This is a genomic window from Aestuariivirga sp., assembly GCF_046093005.1.
GTDB lineage: Bacteria > Pseudomonadota > Alphaproteobacteria > Rhizobiales > Aestuariivirgaceae > Aestuariivirga.
Window position 1 is genome coordinate 30,343 of the sequence record NZ_JBJTER010000197.1, and the last position, 14,376, is coordinate 44,718.

General features: G+C 65.2%; 12 protein-coding genes and 2 pseudogenes. 3 read left to right on the forward strand and 11 right to left on the reverse strand.

Annotated elements, in window-relative coordinates:
• The 8 genes and pseudogenes from phoU to ACKOED_RS16675 form a co-directional block, all read right to left on the reverse strand.
• The gene (gene phoU, locus ACKOED_RS16640; protein ID WP_408917747.1) at nt 1–723 is read right to left on the reverse strand and encodes a phosphate signaling complex protein PhoU; all 723 of its coding nucleotides are present in this window, start codon (nt 721–723) and stop codon (nt 1–3) included.
• A 16-nt stretch (nt 724–739) separates the two neighbouring features.
• Entirely contained in the window at nt 740–1,507 is a 768-nt protein-coding gene (gene pstB, locus ACKOED_RS16645; RefSeq protein WP_408917760.1) for a phosphate ABC transporter ATP-binding protein PstB, read from the reverse strand.
• 72 nt (nt 1,508–1,579) lie between these two features.
• Nucleotides 1,580–2,395, reverse strand: a pseudogene (gene pstA / locus ACKOED_RS16650) (phosphate ABC transporter permease PstA); the annotation flags it as partial.
• Nucleotides 2,396–2,920: 525 nt separating this feature from the next.
• Nucleotides 2,921–3,403 (reverse strand): annotated as a pseudogene (locus tag ACKOED_RS16655) (DUF3333 domain-containing protein); the annotation flags it as partial.
• Nucleotides 3,396–4,763: a phosphate ABC transporter permease subunit PstC gene (gene pstC, locus ACKOED_RS16660; protein ID WP_408917748.1), complete on the reverse strand. Its 1,368-nt coding sequence runs from the start codon at nt 4,761–4,763 to the stop codon at nt 3,396–3,398. The pseudogene ACKOED_RS16655 and the gene pstC, both read right to left, overlap by 8 nt.
• Before the next feature lie 91 nt (nt 4,764–4,854).
• Nucleotides 4,855–5,895 (reverse strand): substrate-binding domain-containing protein, encoded by a 1,041-nt coding sequence (locus tag ACKOED_RS16665; protein WP_408917749.1) that lies wholly within the window; start codon nt 5,893–5,895, stop codon nt 4,855–4,857.
• A 102-nt stretch (nt 5,896–5,997) separates the two neighbouring features.
• Nucleotides 5,998–7,086, reverse strand: a complete 1,089-nt coding sequence (locus ACKOED_RS16670) for a sensor histidine kinase (RefSeq protein WP_408917750.1) — start codon at nt 7,084–7,086, stop codon at nt 5,998–6,000.
• 79 nt (nt 7,087–7,165) lie between these two features.
• The gene (locus ACKOED_RS16675; protein WP_408917751.1) at nt 7,166–7,774 is read right to left on the reverse strand and encodes a L,D-transpeptidase; all 609 of its coding nucleotides are present in this window, start codon (nt 7,772–7,774) and stop codon (nt 7,166–7,168) included.
• Nucleotides 7,775–7,945: 171 nt separating this feature from the next.
• Between ACKOED_RS16675 and ACKOED_RS16680 the strand changes: the two genes are divergently transcribed.
• Nucleotides 7,946–9,964, forward strand: a complete 2,019-nt coding sequence (locus ACKOED_RS16680) for a CocE/NonD family hydrolase (protein ID WP_408917752.1) — start codon at nt 7,946–7,948, stop codon at nt 9,962–9,964.
• Between the two features lie 75 nt (nt 9,965–10,039).
• On the opposite strand, the gene argE is transcribed toward ACKOED_RS16680, so the two are convergent.
• Nucleotides 10,040–11,197: an acetylornithine deacetylase gene (gene argE, locus ACKOED_RS16685; RefSeq protein ID WP_408917753.1), complete on the reverse strand. Its 1,158-nt coding sequence runs from the start codon at nt 11,195–11,197 to the stop codon at nt 10,040–10,042.
• A 6-nt stretch (nt 11,198–11,203) separates the two neighbouring features.
• Entirely contained in the window at nt 11,204–11,596 is a 393-nt protein-coding gene (gene apaG, locus ACKOED_RS16690) for a Co2+/Mg2+ efflux protein ApaG (protein ID WP_408917754.1), read from the reverse strand.
• 79 nt (nt 11,597–11,675) lie between these two features.
• On the opposite strand from apaG, the gene ACKOED_RS16695 reads away from it, so the two are divergent.
• Entirely contained in the window at nt 11,676–12,788 is a 1,113-nt protein-coding gene (locus ACKOED_RS16695; RefSeq protein WP_408917755.1) for a 2'-deoxycytidine 5'-triphosphate deaminase, read from the forward strand.
• A 256-nt stretch (nt 12,789–13,044) separates the two neighbouring features.
• Here the strand turns inward: ACKOED_RS16695 and ACKOED_RS16700 are convergent, their stop codons facing one another.
• Nucleotides 13,045–13,416, reverse strand: a complete 372-nt coding sequence (locus ACKOED_RS16700) for a GFA family protein (RefSeq protein WP_408917756.1) — start codon at nt 13,414–13,416, stop codon at nt 13,045–13,047.
• Between the two features lie 132 nt (nt 13,417–13,548).
• Between ACKOED_RS16700 and ACKOED_RS16705 the strand changes: the two genes are divergently transcribed.
• The coding region (locus ACKOED_RS16705; protein WP_408917757.1) for a transporter at nt 13,549–14,376 on the forward strand (828 nt) is incomplete at its 3' end.

Consider the following 14,376-nt stretch of genomic DNA (forward strand, 5'->3'; position numbering starts at 1 on the left):
CTATTCGTCCGAGGGATTGATGCCTTCGATGCGCAGCGAGCTGGTCATGTCCTTCTTCGGGCGGCCCTCGGCCAGCGGCTTGCCATGAACCAGATAATGGATGTTCTCGGCGATGTTGGTGGCGTGGTCGCCGATGCGTTCCATATTCTTGGCGCCGAAAAGTAGATGCGTGCACAGGCTGATGTTGCGCGGGTCTTCCATCATGTAGGTGAGAAGTTCGCGGAAGATGGAATTGTAGAGCGCGTCGAGGTCTTCGTCGGAGCGCCACACCTCCAGCGCCATGGCGGCGTCGGACCGGGCATAGGCGTCGAGGATGTTCTTGAGCTCGGCCTGGGCCATGCGGCCCATGCGGGTGACACCCGCCATCAGCTTGCGCGGCAGTTGCTCGGACATGGCATGGGCGCGCTTCGCGGTGTTCTTGGCGAGGTCACCGATGCGCTCAAGGTCGGAGGCGACGCGGATCGCCACCATGATCTCGCGCAGGTCGCGCGCCATGGGCTGGCGCTTGGCGATGGTGAGGATCGCCTTCTCCTCGATCTGGTGCTCCAGCGCGTCAACGCGCTCGTCGTTGTGGATGACCACGTCGGCAAGCGCGGTGTCGCGCCGTGAGAGCGCGTCGATGGCGTCGTCGAGCTGCTGCTCGACGAGCCCGCCCATCTGCGCCAGCATCGTCTTGATCTGCGCCAGATCCTCGTCATAGGACTTCACGATATGCTCAGACATGGGTGCCTCCCGGGGCTCAGCCGAAGCGGCCCGTAATATAGTCCTGTGTGCGCTTTTCCTGGGGCGCGGTGAACATCTCGTCGGTGTCGCCATATTCGACGAGCGTGCCGAGATGGAAGAAAGCCGTGAGCTGCGACACCCGCGCCGCCTGCTGCATCGAATGCGTGACGATCACGATGCAGTAGTTCTGGCGAAGCTCGTCGATCAGCTCCTCGATCCTCGCGGTGGCGATCGGGTCGAGCGCCGAGCACGGCTCATCCATCAGGATCACTTCCGGATTGACGGCGATGGCGCGCGCGATGCACAGCCGCTGCTGCTGGCCGCCCGACAGGCTGGTTCCGGGCTGGGCGAGGCGGTCCTTCACCTCCTCCCAAAGTCCGGCCTTGCGCAGACTCTTTTCGACAATCACGTCAAGCTCGGCCTTGTTTTTCGCCATGCCGTGGATGCGCGGGCCATAGGCCACATTCTCGTAGATCGCCTTGGGAAACGGGTTGGGCTTCTGGAACACCATGCCGACCCTGGCCCGAAGCTGCACCACGTCGAGCCTGGGGTCGTAGATGTCCTCGCCGTCGATCACGATGCCGCCGCTCACGCGCGCCGTGGGGATCGTGTCGTTCATGCGGTTGATGACGCGGAGGAAGGTGGACTTGCCGCAGCCCGACGGCCCGATGAAGGCCGAGACGGCGCGGTCCGGAATGTCGATCGACAGCTGCTTGATGGCGTGCTTGTCGCCGTAGAACACGTCAACGCCGTGTGCCGCGATCTTCACGGGCCGCTCCGCCATGATGCGCGGATTGGGCGGGGTGACAATGGTCTCGAAGGCGGTGGGGGCGTTCATGCTCTCATTTCCTTGTGGTCACCAGCGGCGCTCGAAGCGCTTGCGGGTATAGATGGCGAGGGCGTTCATGACGAACAGGAATGCCAGCAGCACGATGATCGCCGCCGCGGTCTTGGCCTGGAAGGCGAGTTCCGGCAGATCGGACCACAGATAAATCTGCACTGGCATCACGGTTGCGGCATCGGTGATCGCCTGCGGCACGTCGACGATGAAGGCCACCATGCCGATCATCAGCAGCGGCGCGGTTTCGCCCAGCGCATGCGCCATGCCGATGATGGTGCCGGTCATGATGCCGGGTACGGCGAGTGGCAGTACGTGGTGGAAGATCGCCTGCTGGTGGGAAGCGCCGACGCCGAGCGCTGCCTCCTTGATCGAGGGCGGCACCGCCTTGAGCGCGGCGCGCGAGGCAATGATGATGGTGGGCAGCACGAGCAGCGCCAGAACCAGTCCGCCCACCACCGGCGCCGAGCGCGGCATGCCGAAGAAATTGAGGAACATGGCGAGGCCGAGGAGACCGAAGACGATCGACGGCACGGCCGCCAGATTGTTGATGTTGATCTCGATGATATCGGTGAAGCGGTTCTTGGGCGCAAACTCTTCAAGATAGATCGCCGCGCCCACCCCCAGCGGCAGGCAGATGATCAGCGTCACCAGGAGGGTGAGCGCCGAACCGACCAGAGCGCCCTTGATGCCGGCCAGTTCCGCCTCGCGTGAATCCCCCGAGGTGAAGAACCGCCAGGCGAAGCCGCTCTCGACCATGCCCTGGGCCTTGAGGGCTTCAAGCCAGATCGCCTCGCGGTCGGAGGTGCGGCGGCTCGACTCGGGGGTGGCGAGCATCAGCAGCGTCCAGTTGCTCGCTGAAGTGGCGGTGGGCGGGATCACCGCCTCGGCCAGCGCGCCGCCCTCGGCGATCTCGGTGATCCGGAAGGCGCCGCCCGCCGCCTCGACGATCAGGCTCGGCAAATTGGCGTCCAAGGCTTGTGGCCCGGCCGCGGCGTCCAGCCGGACGGCCAGCGCGTCAAGCTTGGCCTTGAGCGCGTCACGCTTCGCGGTCAGGCCGGCAAGATCGCCGTCGAGCTTGGCGATATCGGCGGTGGCCGCCGCCGCGGCCTCGCCATCGCTTCCGGCGGCGGCGAGCCGCTGCGCCGCCAAGTCCTTGTTGCGGGTGGCGTCGCTCAGCGCCTGATCAAGACGGGTCAGTTCCGGCTGGCCCCACTCCAGTTCGCGGCTGGCGTAGCGGCGCACCAGCTCCAGCGCCGGCGCGAAGGATTGCCCCTGCGCCGAAAGCCGGAACAGATCGCCTTCGGGCGCGATGGCCAGAGGACTGTCGATGGCCCGGCGCTCGATCCGGGACTGGTAGCCTTTCAGAAACTGGTCAGCGTCGTCCGAGAGCAGCGCGGTGATTTTCACATTCTTGCCGATCAGCGCCGGGTCGGCCACGATCAGATTGCGGAAGTCATCGGCGGCGCCGGCGCTGAGCAGGCCGTTCAGCAGCTTGCGATCGGCGCGGGTGCTGACGCTGGGAAGGGCAGCGCGCAGCGCATCGCGGATCAGCCCGTCATAGTCGCCGGCGCGGATTTTCGCGGGCTCGCCGCTGTTGCCCGGGTCCAGCGCTTCCGCCGCGGCGTTGACATCGAGCACCAGCCGGTATTCGAAAAATCCGGGCAACCCCTTGATCACGATGTTGATGAGCAGAGCGGCGACGAACAGCGCCGTCGCCAGGATGGCCGCCAGCCCGTAGAGCCGGAACCGGCGTTCCGCGGCGTAGCGTTTTGCAATGCGCGGATCCCGGGTTCTTGTGCTGGCTGAACTGGCGGCGCTGGTTGCGCTGATGTCAGTCATATTGCTCCCTGTACCGCTGCACGATGCGGAGCGCGATGAAGTTGAGGATAAGTGTGAAGAAGAACAGAACGAACCCCAGCGCGAAGGCGGAGAGCGTCTTGGCCGAGTCGAATTCCTGATCGCCCACCAGAATGGTCTTGATCTGGACCGTGATGGTGGTCACCGCTTCCAGCGGATTAAACGTGAGGTTGGCGGCGAGCCCCGCGGCCATGACCACGATCATGGTTTCGCCCACGGCGCGAGAAACCGCCAGCATGAAGGCAGAGACGATTCCGGGCAGCGCCGCCGGCAGCACCACCCGCTTGATGGTTTCCGACTTGGTGGCTCCCAGCGCGTAGGAGCCATCGCGCAACGATTGCGGCACGGCGTTGATCACGTCATCCGACAGCGAGGATACGAAGGGGATGATCATCATGCCCATGACGAGGCCGGCCGCCAGCGCTGACTCGGAGGCCACCGAAAGCCCCAACGCCTCGCCCCAGCCGCGGATCAGCGGCGCCATGGTCAGCGCCGCGAAGAAGCCCAGCACGACGGTCGGGATGCCGGCCAGAATCTCCAGCACCGGCTTGGCCCAGGCGCGCACCCGCTCGGAGGCGTATTCGGCCATGTAGATGGCGGCCAAAAGGCCGATCGGCCCCGCCACCAGCATGGCGATGACAGTGATCAGGAAGGTGCCGGCCAGCAGCGGAACGATGCCGAAGGCGCCGGAGGATCCAACCTGATCGGCCCGGATCGCTGTCTGCGGCGACCATTGCAGCCCGAACAGAAAGTCGGTGACAGGAACTTTGCTGAAGAACCGCAGCGTCTCGAACAAGACCGAGAACACAATGCCGATGGTGGTCAGCACCGCAACGCCCGAACAGGCGAGCAGCACGATCGCCGTGATGCGCTCAAAGCTGTTTCGGGCGCGGAAATCGCGGCTGATGCGGCGGAGCGCCAGGGAAAGCCCGCCCAGTCCGGCGGCAACCCCCAGCAGCAACAGGCCCCAGGAGCTGACGGAGCGCGCGGAGGACATGGCCTGAGCCGAGGCGGCGAGTTCCGGGGCTGGCGTCCCGGAATACTGGCCAGCCATCAGATTCTGCACGTCGCGCAGCGCCGCCGCGCGCTGCAGCGGATCCGCGATGGCGGCCGCGTTAAAGCCGGAGAGCCCCGCCGTCTCCACGTATCGCGCCGCCAGCGGACTTCCGACAGCGACTACCGCCAGCATCGGAAACAGCACGAGGCTGGCGGCGAACAGACCGTGATATGCGGGTAGCGAGTGAAGCTGAGACTGGCCGCCAACGCCCGCGGCGCGCGACTTGCCGGTGAAGAAGGCGGCGGCGGTAAGCACGGCGAGCAGGAGAAAGTAGATCGCGGTCATGCGTGCCCCGTGGGTCCTGGCCTTCCAGAATTCTTGACCGGGGCGGGCCGGTACATCCGCGGCTCCGCCCCAGCCTGTGATGGACGAGAGCTTACTTGAGCCCTTCGCCCGTCATGGGTGTCATCGCCGCGACGGCGGCGGCCATCTCCTTGTGCCGGTCGGCGGGAAGCGGCACCAGGCCCTTGTCGCCAAGGTAGCCGTCCTCGCCGGTGGCGGCGTCGGAAACATATTCGGCCGCGAATTCGGCAAGCCCCGGAATCACGCCAACATGCTGCTTCTTGAGGTAGACGAACATCGGACGCGAGGCCTTGTAGTCGCCGCTGGCAATGGTCTCGAAGGTCGGCGCGACACCGCCCAGCTCCACGCCCACCAGCTTCGCGGCGTTCTCCTCGAGGAACGAGAAACCGAAGATGCCAAATGCGCTCGGGTTGGATTCCAGCTTCTGCACGATCACGTTGTCATTCTCGCCGGCTTCCACATAGGCGCCGTCCTCGCGCACCGACTTCCACACCTTTTCAAAGGCCTTGGCGTCATCCTTCTTGAGCTTGGCGAGCGACTCGATCTCGAGCGCGCCGCGCTCCATCATCAGTTCGTGAAAGGAGTCGCGCGTTCCGGAGGTGGGCGGCGGCCCCAGCACTTCGATCTTCACGGCGGGCAGCGACGGGTCGATCTCGTTCCAGTTCTTGTAGGGATTGGGGATCAGCGCGCCGTCCGGGCCCGGAACATCCTTGGCAAGTGCCAGGAAAATGTTCTTGAAAGAGGTGTTCATCGGCGTGCCGGCCTTGGAATGGGCCAGCGTCAGGCCGTCGAAGCCGATCTGGATTTCGACGATTTCGGTCACGCCATTCTTGTTGCAATCCTCGAATTCGCCCTTCTTGATGCGGCGCGAGGCGTTGGAGGCGTCAGGCGTCGCTTCGCCAACGCCTTCACAGAACATCTTCATGCCGCCGCCGGTGCCGGTCGACTCGACGACCGGGGTCTTCATGCCGGTCTTCTTGCCGAACTGCTCGGCCACCGCGGTGGTGAAGGGATAAACCGTCGAGGAACCGACGATGCGGATCTGGTCGCGCGCGGCGAGGGCCGGCACGGCGGTGAGCGCCACGAGGCTGGCGGCGACAAGCAAGCGTTTCATAAGATGTCTCCTGTTTGAGGGCAGGCGCACGCTAGGGAGTTGGCAAAACGCTTATGTGACGTTGATATTACAGAATTATGACAAGTTAAGAATTTGAAATATCTATGATTTTAATGGGAGTCTGATCGAAAACTCACTGCCCAGGCCAGGTTCTGAGACAATCGTGAGCTTGCCCCTGTGACGGTTGACGATGTGCTTGACGATGGCCAGCCCCAGCCCGGTTCCGCCGCGCGAACGGCTTTCCTGCACATTCACACGGTAAAACCGCTCGGTGAGGCGCGGCAGATGCTCCTCGGCGATGCCGGGGCCATGGTCGCGCACGCTGAGCTCGGCGGCGTCGTGCTGGCGGCGGAGTGTGATGTCAACGCGCTTTCCGGAACTGCCGTATTTCAGGGCGTTCTCGAGCAGGTTCTGCATGACCTGCACGAGTTCGTCACGGCTGCCGGTGACCATGAGCGAGCCGGGGCCGTCGAGCACAACCTCGCAGTCGAAGTCCCGCGCCATGCCGGAAAGCACGTCGCGCACATGGCCGGCCACCTGCACCAGGTCCACCTCGCCGGAAGGCCGCAGGTGCTCGTTCATCTCGATACGCGACAAGGAGAGCAGATCATCGATCAGTCGGCGCATGCGGTCAGCCTGGCTGCGCATCAGGCCGAGAAACTTGGTTTGCGCCTTCTCATCGTGCCGCGCCGCGCCCATGATGGTGTCGAGAAAGCCCGACAGGGCGGCCAGCGGCGTGCGCAGCTCATGGCTGGCATTGGCCACGAAATCGGCGCGCATGCGTTCGATCTGCTGTTCGCGCGTCAGGTCGCGCAGCACGAGGAGCGCGCCCTTGCCGGGACCGAGGCTGGAAACATGGGCGCGGAAGGAGCGCGGCACCGGCACGCGGATTTCATAATCGACACTGGCCCCTTCTTCGCCGCGCGCCGCGGCGGCAACCGCCTCAAGCACCGCGGGCACCCGGATCGCCGACGACAGGTGCCGCCCCGCTGGCTCAGCCTCAAGAATTTCAGCGGCCTGGGCATTGGCGGCCACCACCACGCCCTGGCCATCCACCGCCAGCGCCGGATCGGGCAGCGCATTAATGACCTCGGTCAGCGCCGGCGCCAGCGGCGCTTCGGCAACAGCGGTTTCCTGCGGTTCCTGCGGAACCGGGGTTTTGAAGAAGGGCCACATGAACGTGTTGGTCATACGGGGGATTGGGCAACAAAGATCTCAAAACCGTATGACAGATTTATCGGGCCTTCACCAGCCGCGAGGCCCGTTGCTGTCACAGCACCGTGACACGCGCACCGATCTTCACATGCGGGTAGAGCTCGCTCACGTCCTCGTTCAGCATCCGGATGCAGCCCGAGGAAGCGGCCTTGCCGATCGAGTCTGGCTCATTGGTGCCATGGATGCGGTAGATCGACGAGCCGAGGTAAAGCGCCCGCGCGCCCAGCGGGTTGTCCGGTCCGCCGGCCATATAGGCGGGCAACGCGGGCTTCCGCTTCCGCATGGACTGCGGCGGGCGCCAGGACGGCCACTTGGCCTTGGCCGTCACCTCATGCGCGCCCCGCCACGTGAAGCCCTTGCGGGCGGTGGCCACGCGGTAGCTGACCGCCTTGCCATCGCCCAGCACGAAATAGAGCCGGTTCTCGGCCGTATTGACGATGATGTCTCCGGCCGGGGCCGTGGTTTCGAAGTCGACGATCTCGCCGCGGGTGAAGCCGGGGCGCTCCTCCAGTTCTTCGGCGTAAGAGGCCGAGGCTGGCACGATGACCATGCCGGTGGACGGCGACCCCTCCTGGCTGGGCGCCAGCGATCCGGCGCTGGCCGCGGTGCAGAGCAGGCCGAGGCCCAGGGCGCTGGTGGCAAGAAACTGGAACATCTTGTTCATGGCCGTTTTCCCCAATCAAGGTGATGATGCGGCCGTTATGGGCTCTGGCGTTTGAACATGGCCTGAGCGGCGCGTTTATCCGCCGTTCATCTTTGCTTTCGGCGGTCCGCCGGGTAACGTGGGCCGCGCCGGCGCCTGCCGGCATTTGTTCCGGATTTGCGGAGGCCCGCCATGAGCATCACCACGGTTACGGATTTCCCGCGCAAGGTGACGGAAATCGAGAATGTCTGGATTCCGCTGTCCGACGGCACCAGGCTCGCGGCCCGCATGTGGCTTCCCGAGGATGCCAAGGAAAAGCCGGTTCCCGCCCTGCTCGAATACCTTCCCTACCGCAAGCGCGATGGCACCCATGTGCGCGATGCCCTCACCCACCCCTATTTCGCCGGCCATGGCTATGCCTCGATCCGGGTTGACATGCGCGGCAACGGCGAATCCGACGGGCTGATGACCGATGAATACGCCAGGCAGGAACAGGACGACGCGCTGGAGGTGATCGCCTGGATCGCCAAGCAGAAATGGTGCACCGGCAAGGTGGGCATGTTCGGCATTTCCTGGGGCGGCTTCAACGCGCTGCAGGTGGCGGCGCGGAAGCCCGCGGCGCTGAAGGCGATTGTCACCATCTGCTCCACCGACGACCGCTACGAGGACGACGTCCACTACAAGGGCGGCACGGTGATCAACGAGATGCTGGGCTGGGCGGCCACCATGCTGGCCTATTCCTCGCGCCCGCCGGACCCCAAGATCGTCGGCAACCGCTGGCGCAAGATGTGGATGAACCGGCTGGAGAACGAGCCGTTCCTGGTGATCCCATGGCTGTCGCATCCGCACCGCGACGCCTATTGGAAGCACGGCTCGGTATGCGAGGACTTCGCGGCCGTCGAGGCGCCCGCCCTGATCGTGGGCGGCTGGAACGACGCCTATTCCAACGCCGTGCCGCGGCTGATGAAGGGCCTGCGCACCACCCGCAAGGCGATCATCGGGCCGTGGGCCCACAAATACCCGCATTTTGCCGTGCCGGAGCCGCGCATCGGCTTCCTGCAGGAGGCGCTGCGCTGGTGGGACCAGTGGCTCAAAGGCGAGAACACCGGCGTCTCCCGCGATCCCGACTACCGCTATTATGTGATGGAGCCGTGGACGCCCGGCTCTTTTCCCGAGCGCATCAATGGCCGCTGGCTGGGCGACAGTTTCTGGGGCTTCGGCCATGTTGAGACCAAGAAATGGTGGCTCAACTCCGGCGGCATCGGCCCCACGGCGGGAACCGAAACGCCGCTCTCCGTGTGCTCGAAACAGACGGCCGGCGCTGACGGCGGCGAATACTGCATCATCTGGCTGGGGCCGGAATTCCCCGGCGACCAGCGGCGCGACGACGCCCAGTCGCTGGTCTTCGAGACGCCGGCGCTGGTCACCGACATCGACATCGTGGGCCAGCCCGCGGTGGAACTGGAGTTCTCGGTGGACAAGCCGGTCGCACATATCGCCGTTCGCCTCAATGACGTGTGGCCGGCGGGCGAGGTGTCGCGCATCACCTATCACCTGCAGAACCTGTGCATGCGTGACAGCCGGGAAAACCCGATGCCGCTGGAGCCCGGCAAGCGCTACCGCATGAAGATCAAGCTCGATGACATCGCCTGGCGGCTGCCCAAGGGCCACAAGCTGCGGGTTGCGATCTCCACCGCCTATTTCCCGCTGATGTGGCCGGCACCCGAGCCGGTGACGCTCACCGTCTATGCGGGGAAGTCGCAGCTGCACCTGCCGCTGCGCAAGGAGGTGGCGGGCGAGGCGCCGCTCTCGTGGAAGGGTGCGGAGGCCGCACCACCCGCCGACATGACGGAACTGAAGAAGCCCTGGAACCGGCGCGAAACGATCATCGATGAGAAGACCGGCGCGCTCCGGCTCGAGATCGAGGATGATTTCGGCGAATATGAACTTCATCCGCATGGGCTGATCGTCCGCAGCGCCGGGCGCGAGACCCATTCGATCCTGCCGGACGACCCCTTGTCGGCGAAGATGGAAACCCACTGGACGGAGGAACGCCGGCGCGGGACATGGCACACCCGCACCGAAACCTATGGCCGCATGACGGCCACCAAAACGCATTGGGTGATCTGGGGCAGGATCGAGGCCTATGAGGGCAAGAAGAAGGTGTTCGAGAAGGAATTCAACGAGGAGATCCCGCGGCTCCTGCAGTGAGGGGAATTTACAAAGGAATTTTATCCTTGACTTTTATTCCTATTCCGTGCTAGGCCTTGCCCCATGTGGAAGGGGCTAGACCATCTGCTGAACGAGCCGGGCCATGAAGGCCTCGCATTTGCGCAGCTCGGAGGTTTCGATGAATTCGTCGGGCTTATGCGCCTGTTCGATGGAGCCCGGCCCGCAGATCACCGCCGGAATGCCGATCTGCTGGAACAGCCCCGCCTCGGTGCAATAGCTGACCGCATGGGTGGCGTTGGCGTTGGCGAGTCTCAGGGCCAGAAGCTCGGCCGGCGAATCCTTCTCCGGCGCCAGGCCCGGCACCAGATTGACGGCCTCGGTGGCGATGCCGGTTTCCGGCGCCACCGCCTGCATCGCTGGCTCGAGGCGTTTCGCAAAGGCCTCGAAGCGGCGCGGCACCTCATCGGGATCGGCGGTGGGCAGCAGCCGCGTTTCCCACTGGAAGGCGCAGCGCCGCGGAATGATGTTCTTGGCGGTGCCGCCCTCGATCACCCCCACATGCACGGTGGAATAGGGCGGGTCGAAGCGCTGCGTGGGGTCGCCACGGGCGATCAGGTCCTCGCGGATGCGGGAAATTTCGGAGAGCAGCTCGCCCGCCACCAGGATGGCGTTGACGCCGTGATGGGTGAGGCTCGAATGCGCCTCATGGCCGGTGACCTCGGTGGCGAAGGTGACGGCGCTCTTGTGGGCATTGACCACTTTCATCGAGGTGGGCTCGCCGACGATCACCGCGCCGGGCCTGGGCAGCCGGTCACGGATGTGGGCAACCAGCGGGCGCACGCCCTTGCAGCCCACTTCCTCATCGCAGGACAGGGCCAGGTGAATGGGCCGTTTGAGCCCGGCCCTGAGGAAGTTCGGCACCTCAGCGAGGCAGACGGCGAGGAAGCCCTTCATGTCACAGGTGCCGCGTCCGAACAGGCGCTCGCCGCGCTGGACGAGCGTGAAGGGATCGCTGGTCCACGGCTGGCCATCGACCGGCACCACGTCGGTGTGGCCCGACAGCACCACGCCGCCGGCGATGGCGGGCCCTATCGTGGCGAACAGGTTGGTCTTCTTGTTCGCCTCATAGTCGACGCGGAAATGCGGCACGCCCCAGCCATCGAGATAATCCTCGACGAAGGCGATGAGCGGCAGGTTGCCGTCGCGGCTCGTGGTGTCGAAACCGATGAGCTGCGCCAGCATCTCCTCGGCGGAATAGGTGCGTCCGGTCATGATGCCTCAGTTGATGGCGTGTTTCTCGTGCGGGCTGTCGAGCGAGAAGGCCGGGATCTCGACATTGATGAATTCGCCGGAAGCGAGCTGCATCTGATAGGCGCCCACCATGAAGCCCGACGAGGTTTTGAGCGGGCAGCCCGAGGTGTAGCTGTAGCTGTCGCCGGGCTTCAGCGTCGGCTGCTCGCCGACCACGCCCGCCCCGCGCACCTCCTGCACCTGGCCATGGGCGTCGGTGATCTTCCAGTAGCGGGTGCGCAATGTCAGCGTATCGCGGCCGTGATTCTCGATGGTGATGGTGTAGGCCCAGACATAATGCCCCTCCTCCGGCTGCGACTGGCCGTCGAGATATTGCGGGCGGACGATGACCTTCACGCCGCGGGTGATGCGCTCATACATGAAGCCATTTTAGCCCATCCGCCGGGGTTTTCCACAGCGAAGCTTGCCAAGGGCGCGGGCTTTCCGCCATGTGGGCGGTATGGACACTGTTTCCGGACCGCACGGCATTCTGCCGGCCCGCGCCATTGCCGCCTATTGCGAGGCCGGCATGATCCGCCTGGCGAGGCCCGCCGATGCCGACCAGATCCAGCCGGCGAGCCTCGATTTGCGGCTGGGGTCCTGGGCCTACCGGGTGCGGGCCTCGTTCCTGCCGGGCAAGCGCGCCACGGTGGCCGAGCGGGTGAAGGAGCTGGCGCTGCACAGGGTGCCGCTGGCCGACGGCGCGGTGCTGGAGACGGGCTGCGTCTATATCGTGCCGCTGCTCGAACAGCTGGCGCTGCCCCGGGGTGTCGCGGCCACCGCCAACCCCAAGAGTTCCACCGGGCGGCTCGACATCTTCACCCGGGTGATCGCCGATCACGCGCAGGAATTCGATACGGTGCCGGAAGCCTATCACGGCCCGCTCTATGCCGAAATCTCGCCGCGCACCTTCCCGGTGCTGGTGCGCGAAGGCTCCCGGCTGTCGCAGATCCGCTTCCGGCAGGGCCCGCCGCTCGCCTCCGACCAGCTGATCCGCGAGCTCCACGCCAGGGAAGGGCTGATCGCTTCGGGCGAGGCCAATATCGACAATGGCCTGGCGCTGTCCGTCGATCTCTCGACACTGGCGGAGGCAGGCCCGGTGGGTTTCCGCGCCAAGCGCCACGCCGGGCTGATCGACGTCGACCGCAAGGCGGCGCTCGACGTGCTCGATTACTGGGAGCCGATCTGGCAGCGCGGCTCGCTGGTGCTGGACCCTGGCCAGTTTTACATCCTCGCCTCGAAAGAGGCGGTGCGGGTGCCGCCCGCCTATGCCGCCGAGATGGTGCCGTTCAACCCGCTGGTTGGCGAGTTCCGGGTGCATTACGCGGGCTTCTTCGACCCCGGCTTCGGCCACAGCGCGGGGCATGGCGAGGGCGCGCGCGCCGTGCTGGAGGTGCGCAGCCATGAGGTGCCGTTCATCCTCGAGGACGGGCAGATCATCGGACGGCTGGTCTATGAGCCGCTGACCGAGGCGCCGGAGCGCGTCTATGGCCAGGGCATCGGCTCCAACTATCAGCGGCAGGGGCTGAAACTGTCCAAGCACTTCCGGGATTTCGACCCGTCACGCCGGTGACGGCCGGCCAAAGCATCGTCCGGACAATTCAACACGTCGGCCTTCGTCCTCTCCCGCCCGCGGGAGAGAAAGGGGCCCCAACGAAGTTGGGGGAGGTGAGGGAGGCGAGGCCTGGCGCTGGCGTCTCGTTTTCTCCGTCCCCTCATCTTCCCCATTGCTTGGCAATCGGTCCCCGTCTTCTCCCGCTGAAGAAGCGGGAGAAGACGGAAAGGCGGTGGCAGGCGCGGCAAGCGGCTTCACTTGAACCCTCGGCAGCTCACCCTTTCAGCCATTGCGGCTGCTTGCCGGCATAGGAATGGAATTCCGGGGCCAGCTCACGCCGGTTGTTGGAATCGAAACTGCCCAGCACCAGCGCCACCACCGGCTTGTCGTCGATTGCCCCCAGCGTGGAGCCGCAGGCCTTGCAGAAGCTGCGGCTTGAATAATCCGACGAACGCCAGGTGGAGGGTTTGCCGCCGGGCCCGGTCCATTTAACCTTCTCCGCCGGAAATTCGACCCAGTGCAACGTCACCGCGCCGGAATGGCGCTGGCACATCTTGCACGAGCAGCTGTGCGGCTTGAGCGGCGGCCCTTCCGCCTCGAAGCGGATGGCCCCGCACAGGCAACCGCCCCTGTAGATCCTTGCCAAGGCTTTCTCCCGATGACGGCACCCAAGCTACAGAGCCGGGCGCCGGCCGGCAAGGGCCATTGACTATTGCCAGCACAAAACTACGCTTGTGGCTGATCCTCCGTACGCTTCAGCCTGAGGAGAGAAACGCTGATGAAGAGATGGATTGCCCCGCTGGCGCTGCTGGCCGCGCTCGGCACCCCGGCCATTGCGGATGAGGGTACGGAACAACTGGCCAAGAAGCTGGCCAACCCGGTAGCGGACCTGATCAGCGTGCCGTTCCAGGGCAACTGGAACGGCGGCATCGGCCCCGCGGAGGACGGCAGCCAGACCTATGTGAATTTCCAGCCGGTGTTTCCGATCAAGGTCAACGAGGACTGGAACATCATCGCCCGCACCGTGGCGCCGGTGGTCTATCAGGAAGACGTGTTCCCCGGCGCCGGAACCCAGTTCGGCCTTGGCAACGTGCAGCAGAGCTTCTTCCTCTCGCCCAGCCTGCCCAAGAACGGTTTTCTCTGGGGCGCGGGACCCATGGTCTATCTGCCGGCCACCGATGATTTGCTGGGCCCCGAGGAATGGGGCGCCGGCATCACGGGCGCCGCGGTGTGGCAGGGCGGCCCCTGGACGGTGGGCGCGCTCGCCCACCAGCTGTGGCCGCTCCAGGACAGCGACGCCAACGACATCATCAACCAGGCCTATCTGCAGCCGTTCATCGCCTACACCATCAAGGACGCCTGGACCTTCACGCTCAACAGCGAGTCGACCTATGAGTGGCTGAGTGACGAATGGTCGGTGCCGGTCAATTTCCAGATTTCGAAGCTCACCCGCGTCGGCAAGGTGCCGGTGAGCTTCTTTGGCGGCGTCCGCTACTGGCTGGTAACGCCGGAGGACGCGGGGCCGGAGGGCTGGGGCGCGCCAGACCGTAGACGATGCCTCACCTTTTCCCCACCGGGAACAGCAGCGCGAATCCGAACCGCGCGC

Coding starts and splice junctions, on each gene's coding strand:
- phoU (WP_408917747.1), bottom strand. CDS start 723: ATGTCTGAGCATATCGTGAAGTCCTATGACGAGGATCTGGCGCAGATC.
- pstB (WP_408917760.1), bottom strand. CDS start 1,507: ATGGCGGAGCGGCCCGTGAAGATCGCGGCACACGGCGTTGACGTGTTC.
- pstC (WP_408917748.1), bottom strand. CDS start 4,763: ATGACCGCGATCTACTTTCTCCTGCTCGCCGTGCTTACCGCCGCCGCC.
- ACKOED_RS16665 (WP_408917749.1), bottom strand. CDS start 5,895: ATGAAACGCTTGCTTGTCGCCGCCAGCCTCGTGGCGCTCACCGCCGTG.
- ACKOED_RS16670 (WP_408917750.1), bottom strand. CDS start 7,086: ATGACCAACACGTTCATGTGGCCCTTCTTCAAAACCCCGGTTCCGCAG.
- ACKOED_RS16675 (WP_408917751.1), bottom strand. CDS start 7,774: ATGAACAAGATGTTCCAGTTTCTTGCCACCAGCGCCCTGGGCCTCGGC.
- ACKOED_RS16680 (WP_408917752.1), top strand. CDS start 7,946: ATGAGCATCACCACGGTTACGGATTTCCCGCGCAAGGTGACGGAAATC.
- argE (WP_408917753.1), bottom strand. CDS start 11,197: ATGACCGGACGCACCTATTCCGCCGAGGAGATGCTGGCGCAGCTCATC.
- apaG (WP_408917754.1), bottom strand. CDS start 11,596: ATGTATGAGCGCATCACCCGCGGCGTGAAGGTCATCGTCCGCCCGCAA.
- ACKOED_RS16695 (WP_408917755.1), top strand. CDS start 11,676: ATGGACACTGTTTCCGGACCGCACGGCATTCTGCCGGCCCGCGCCATT.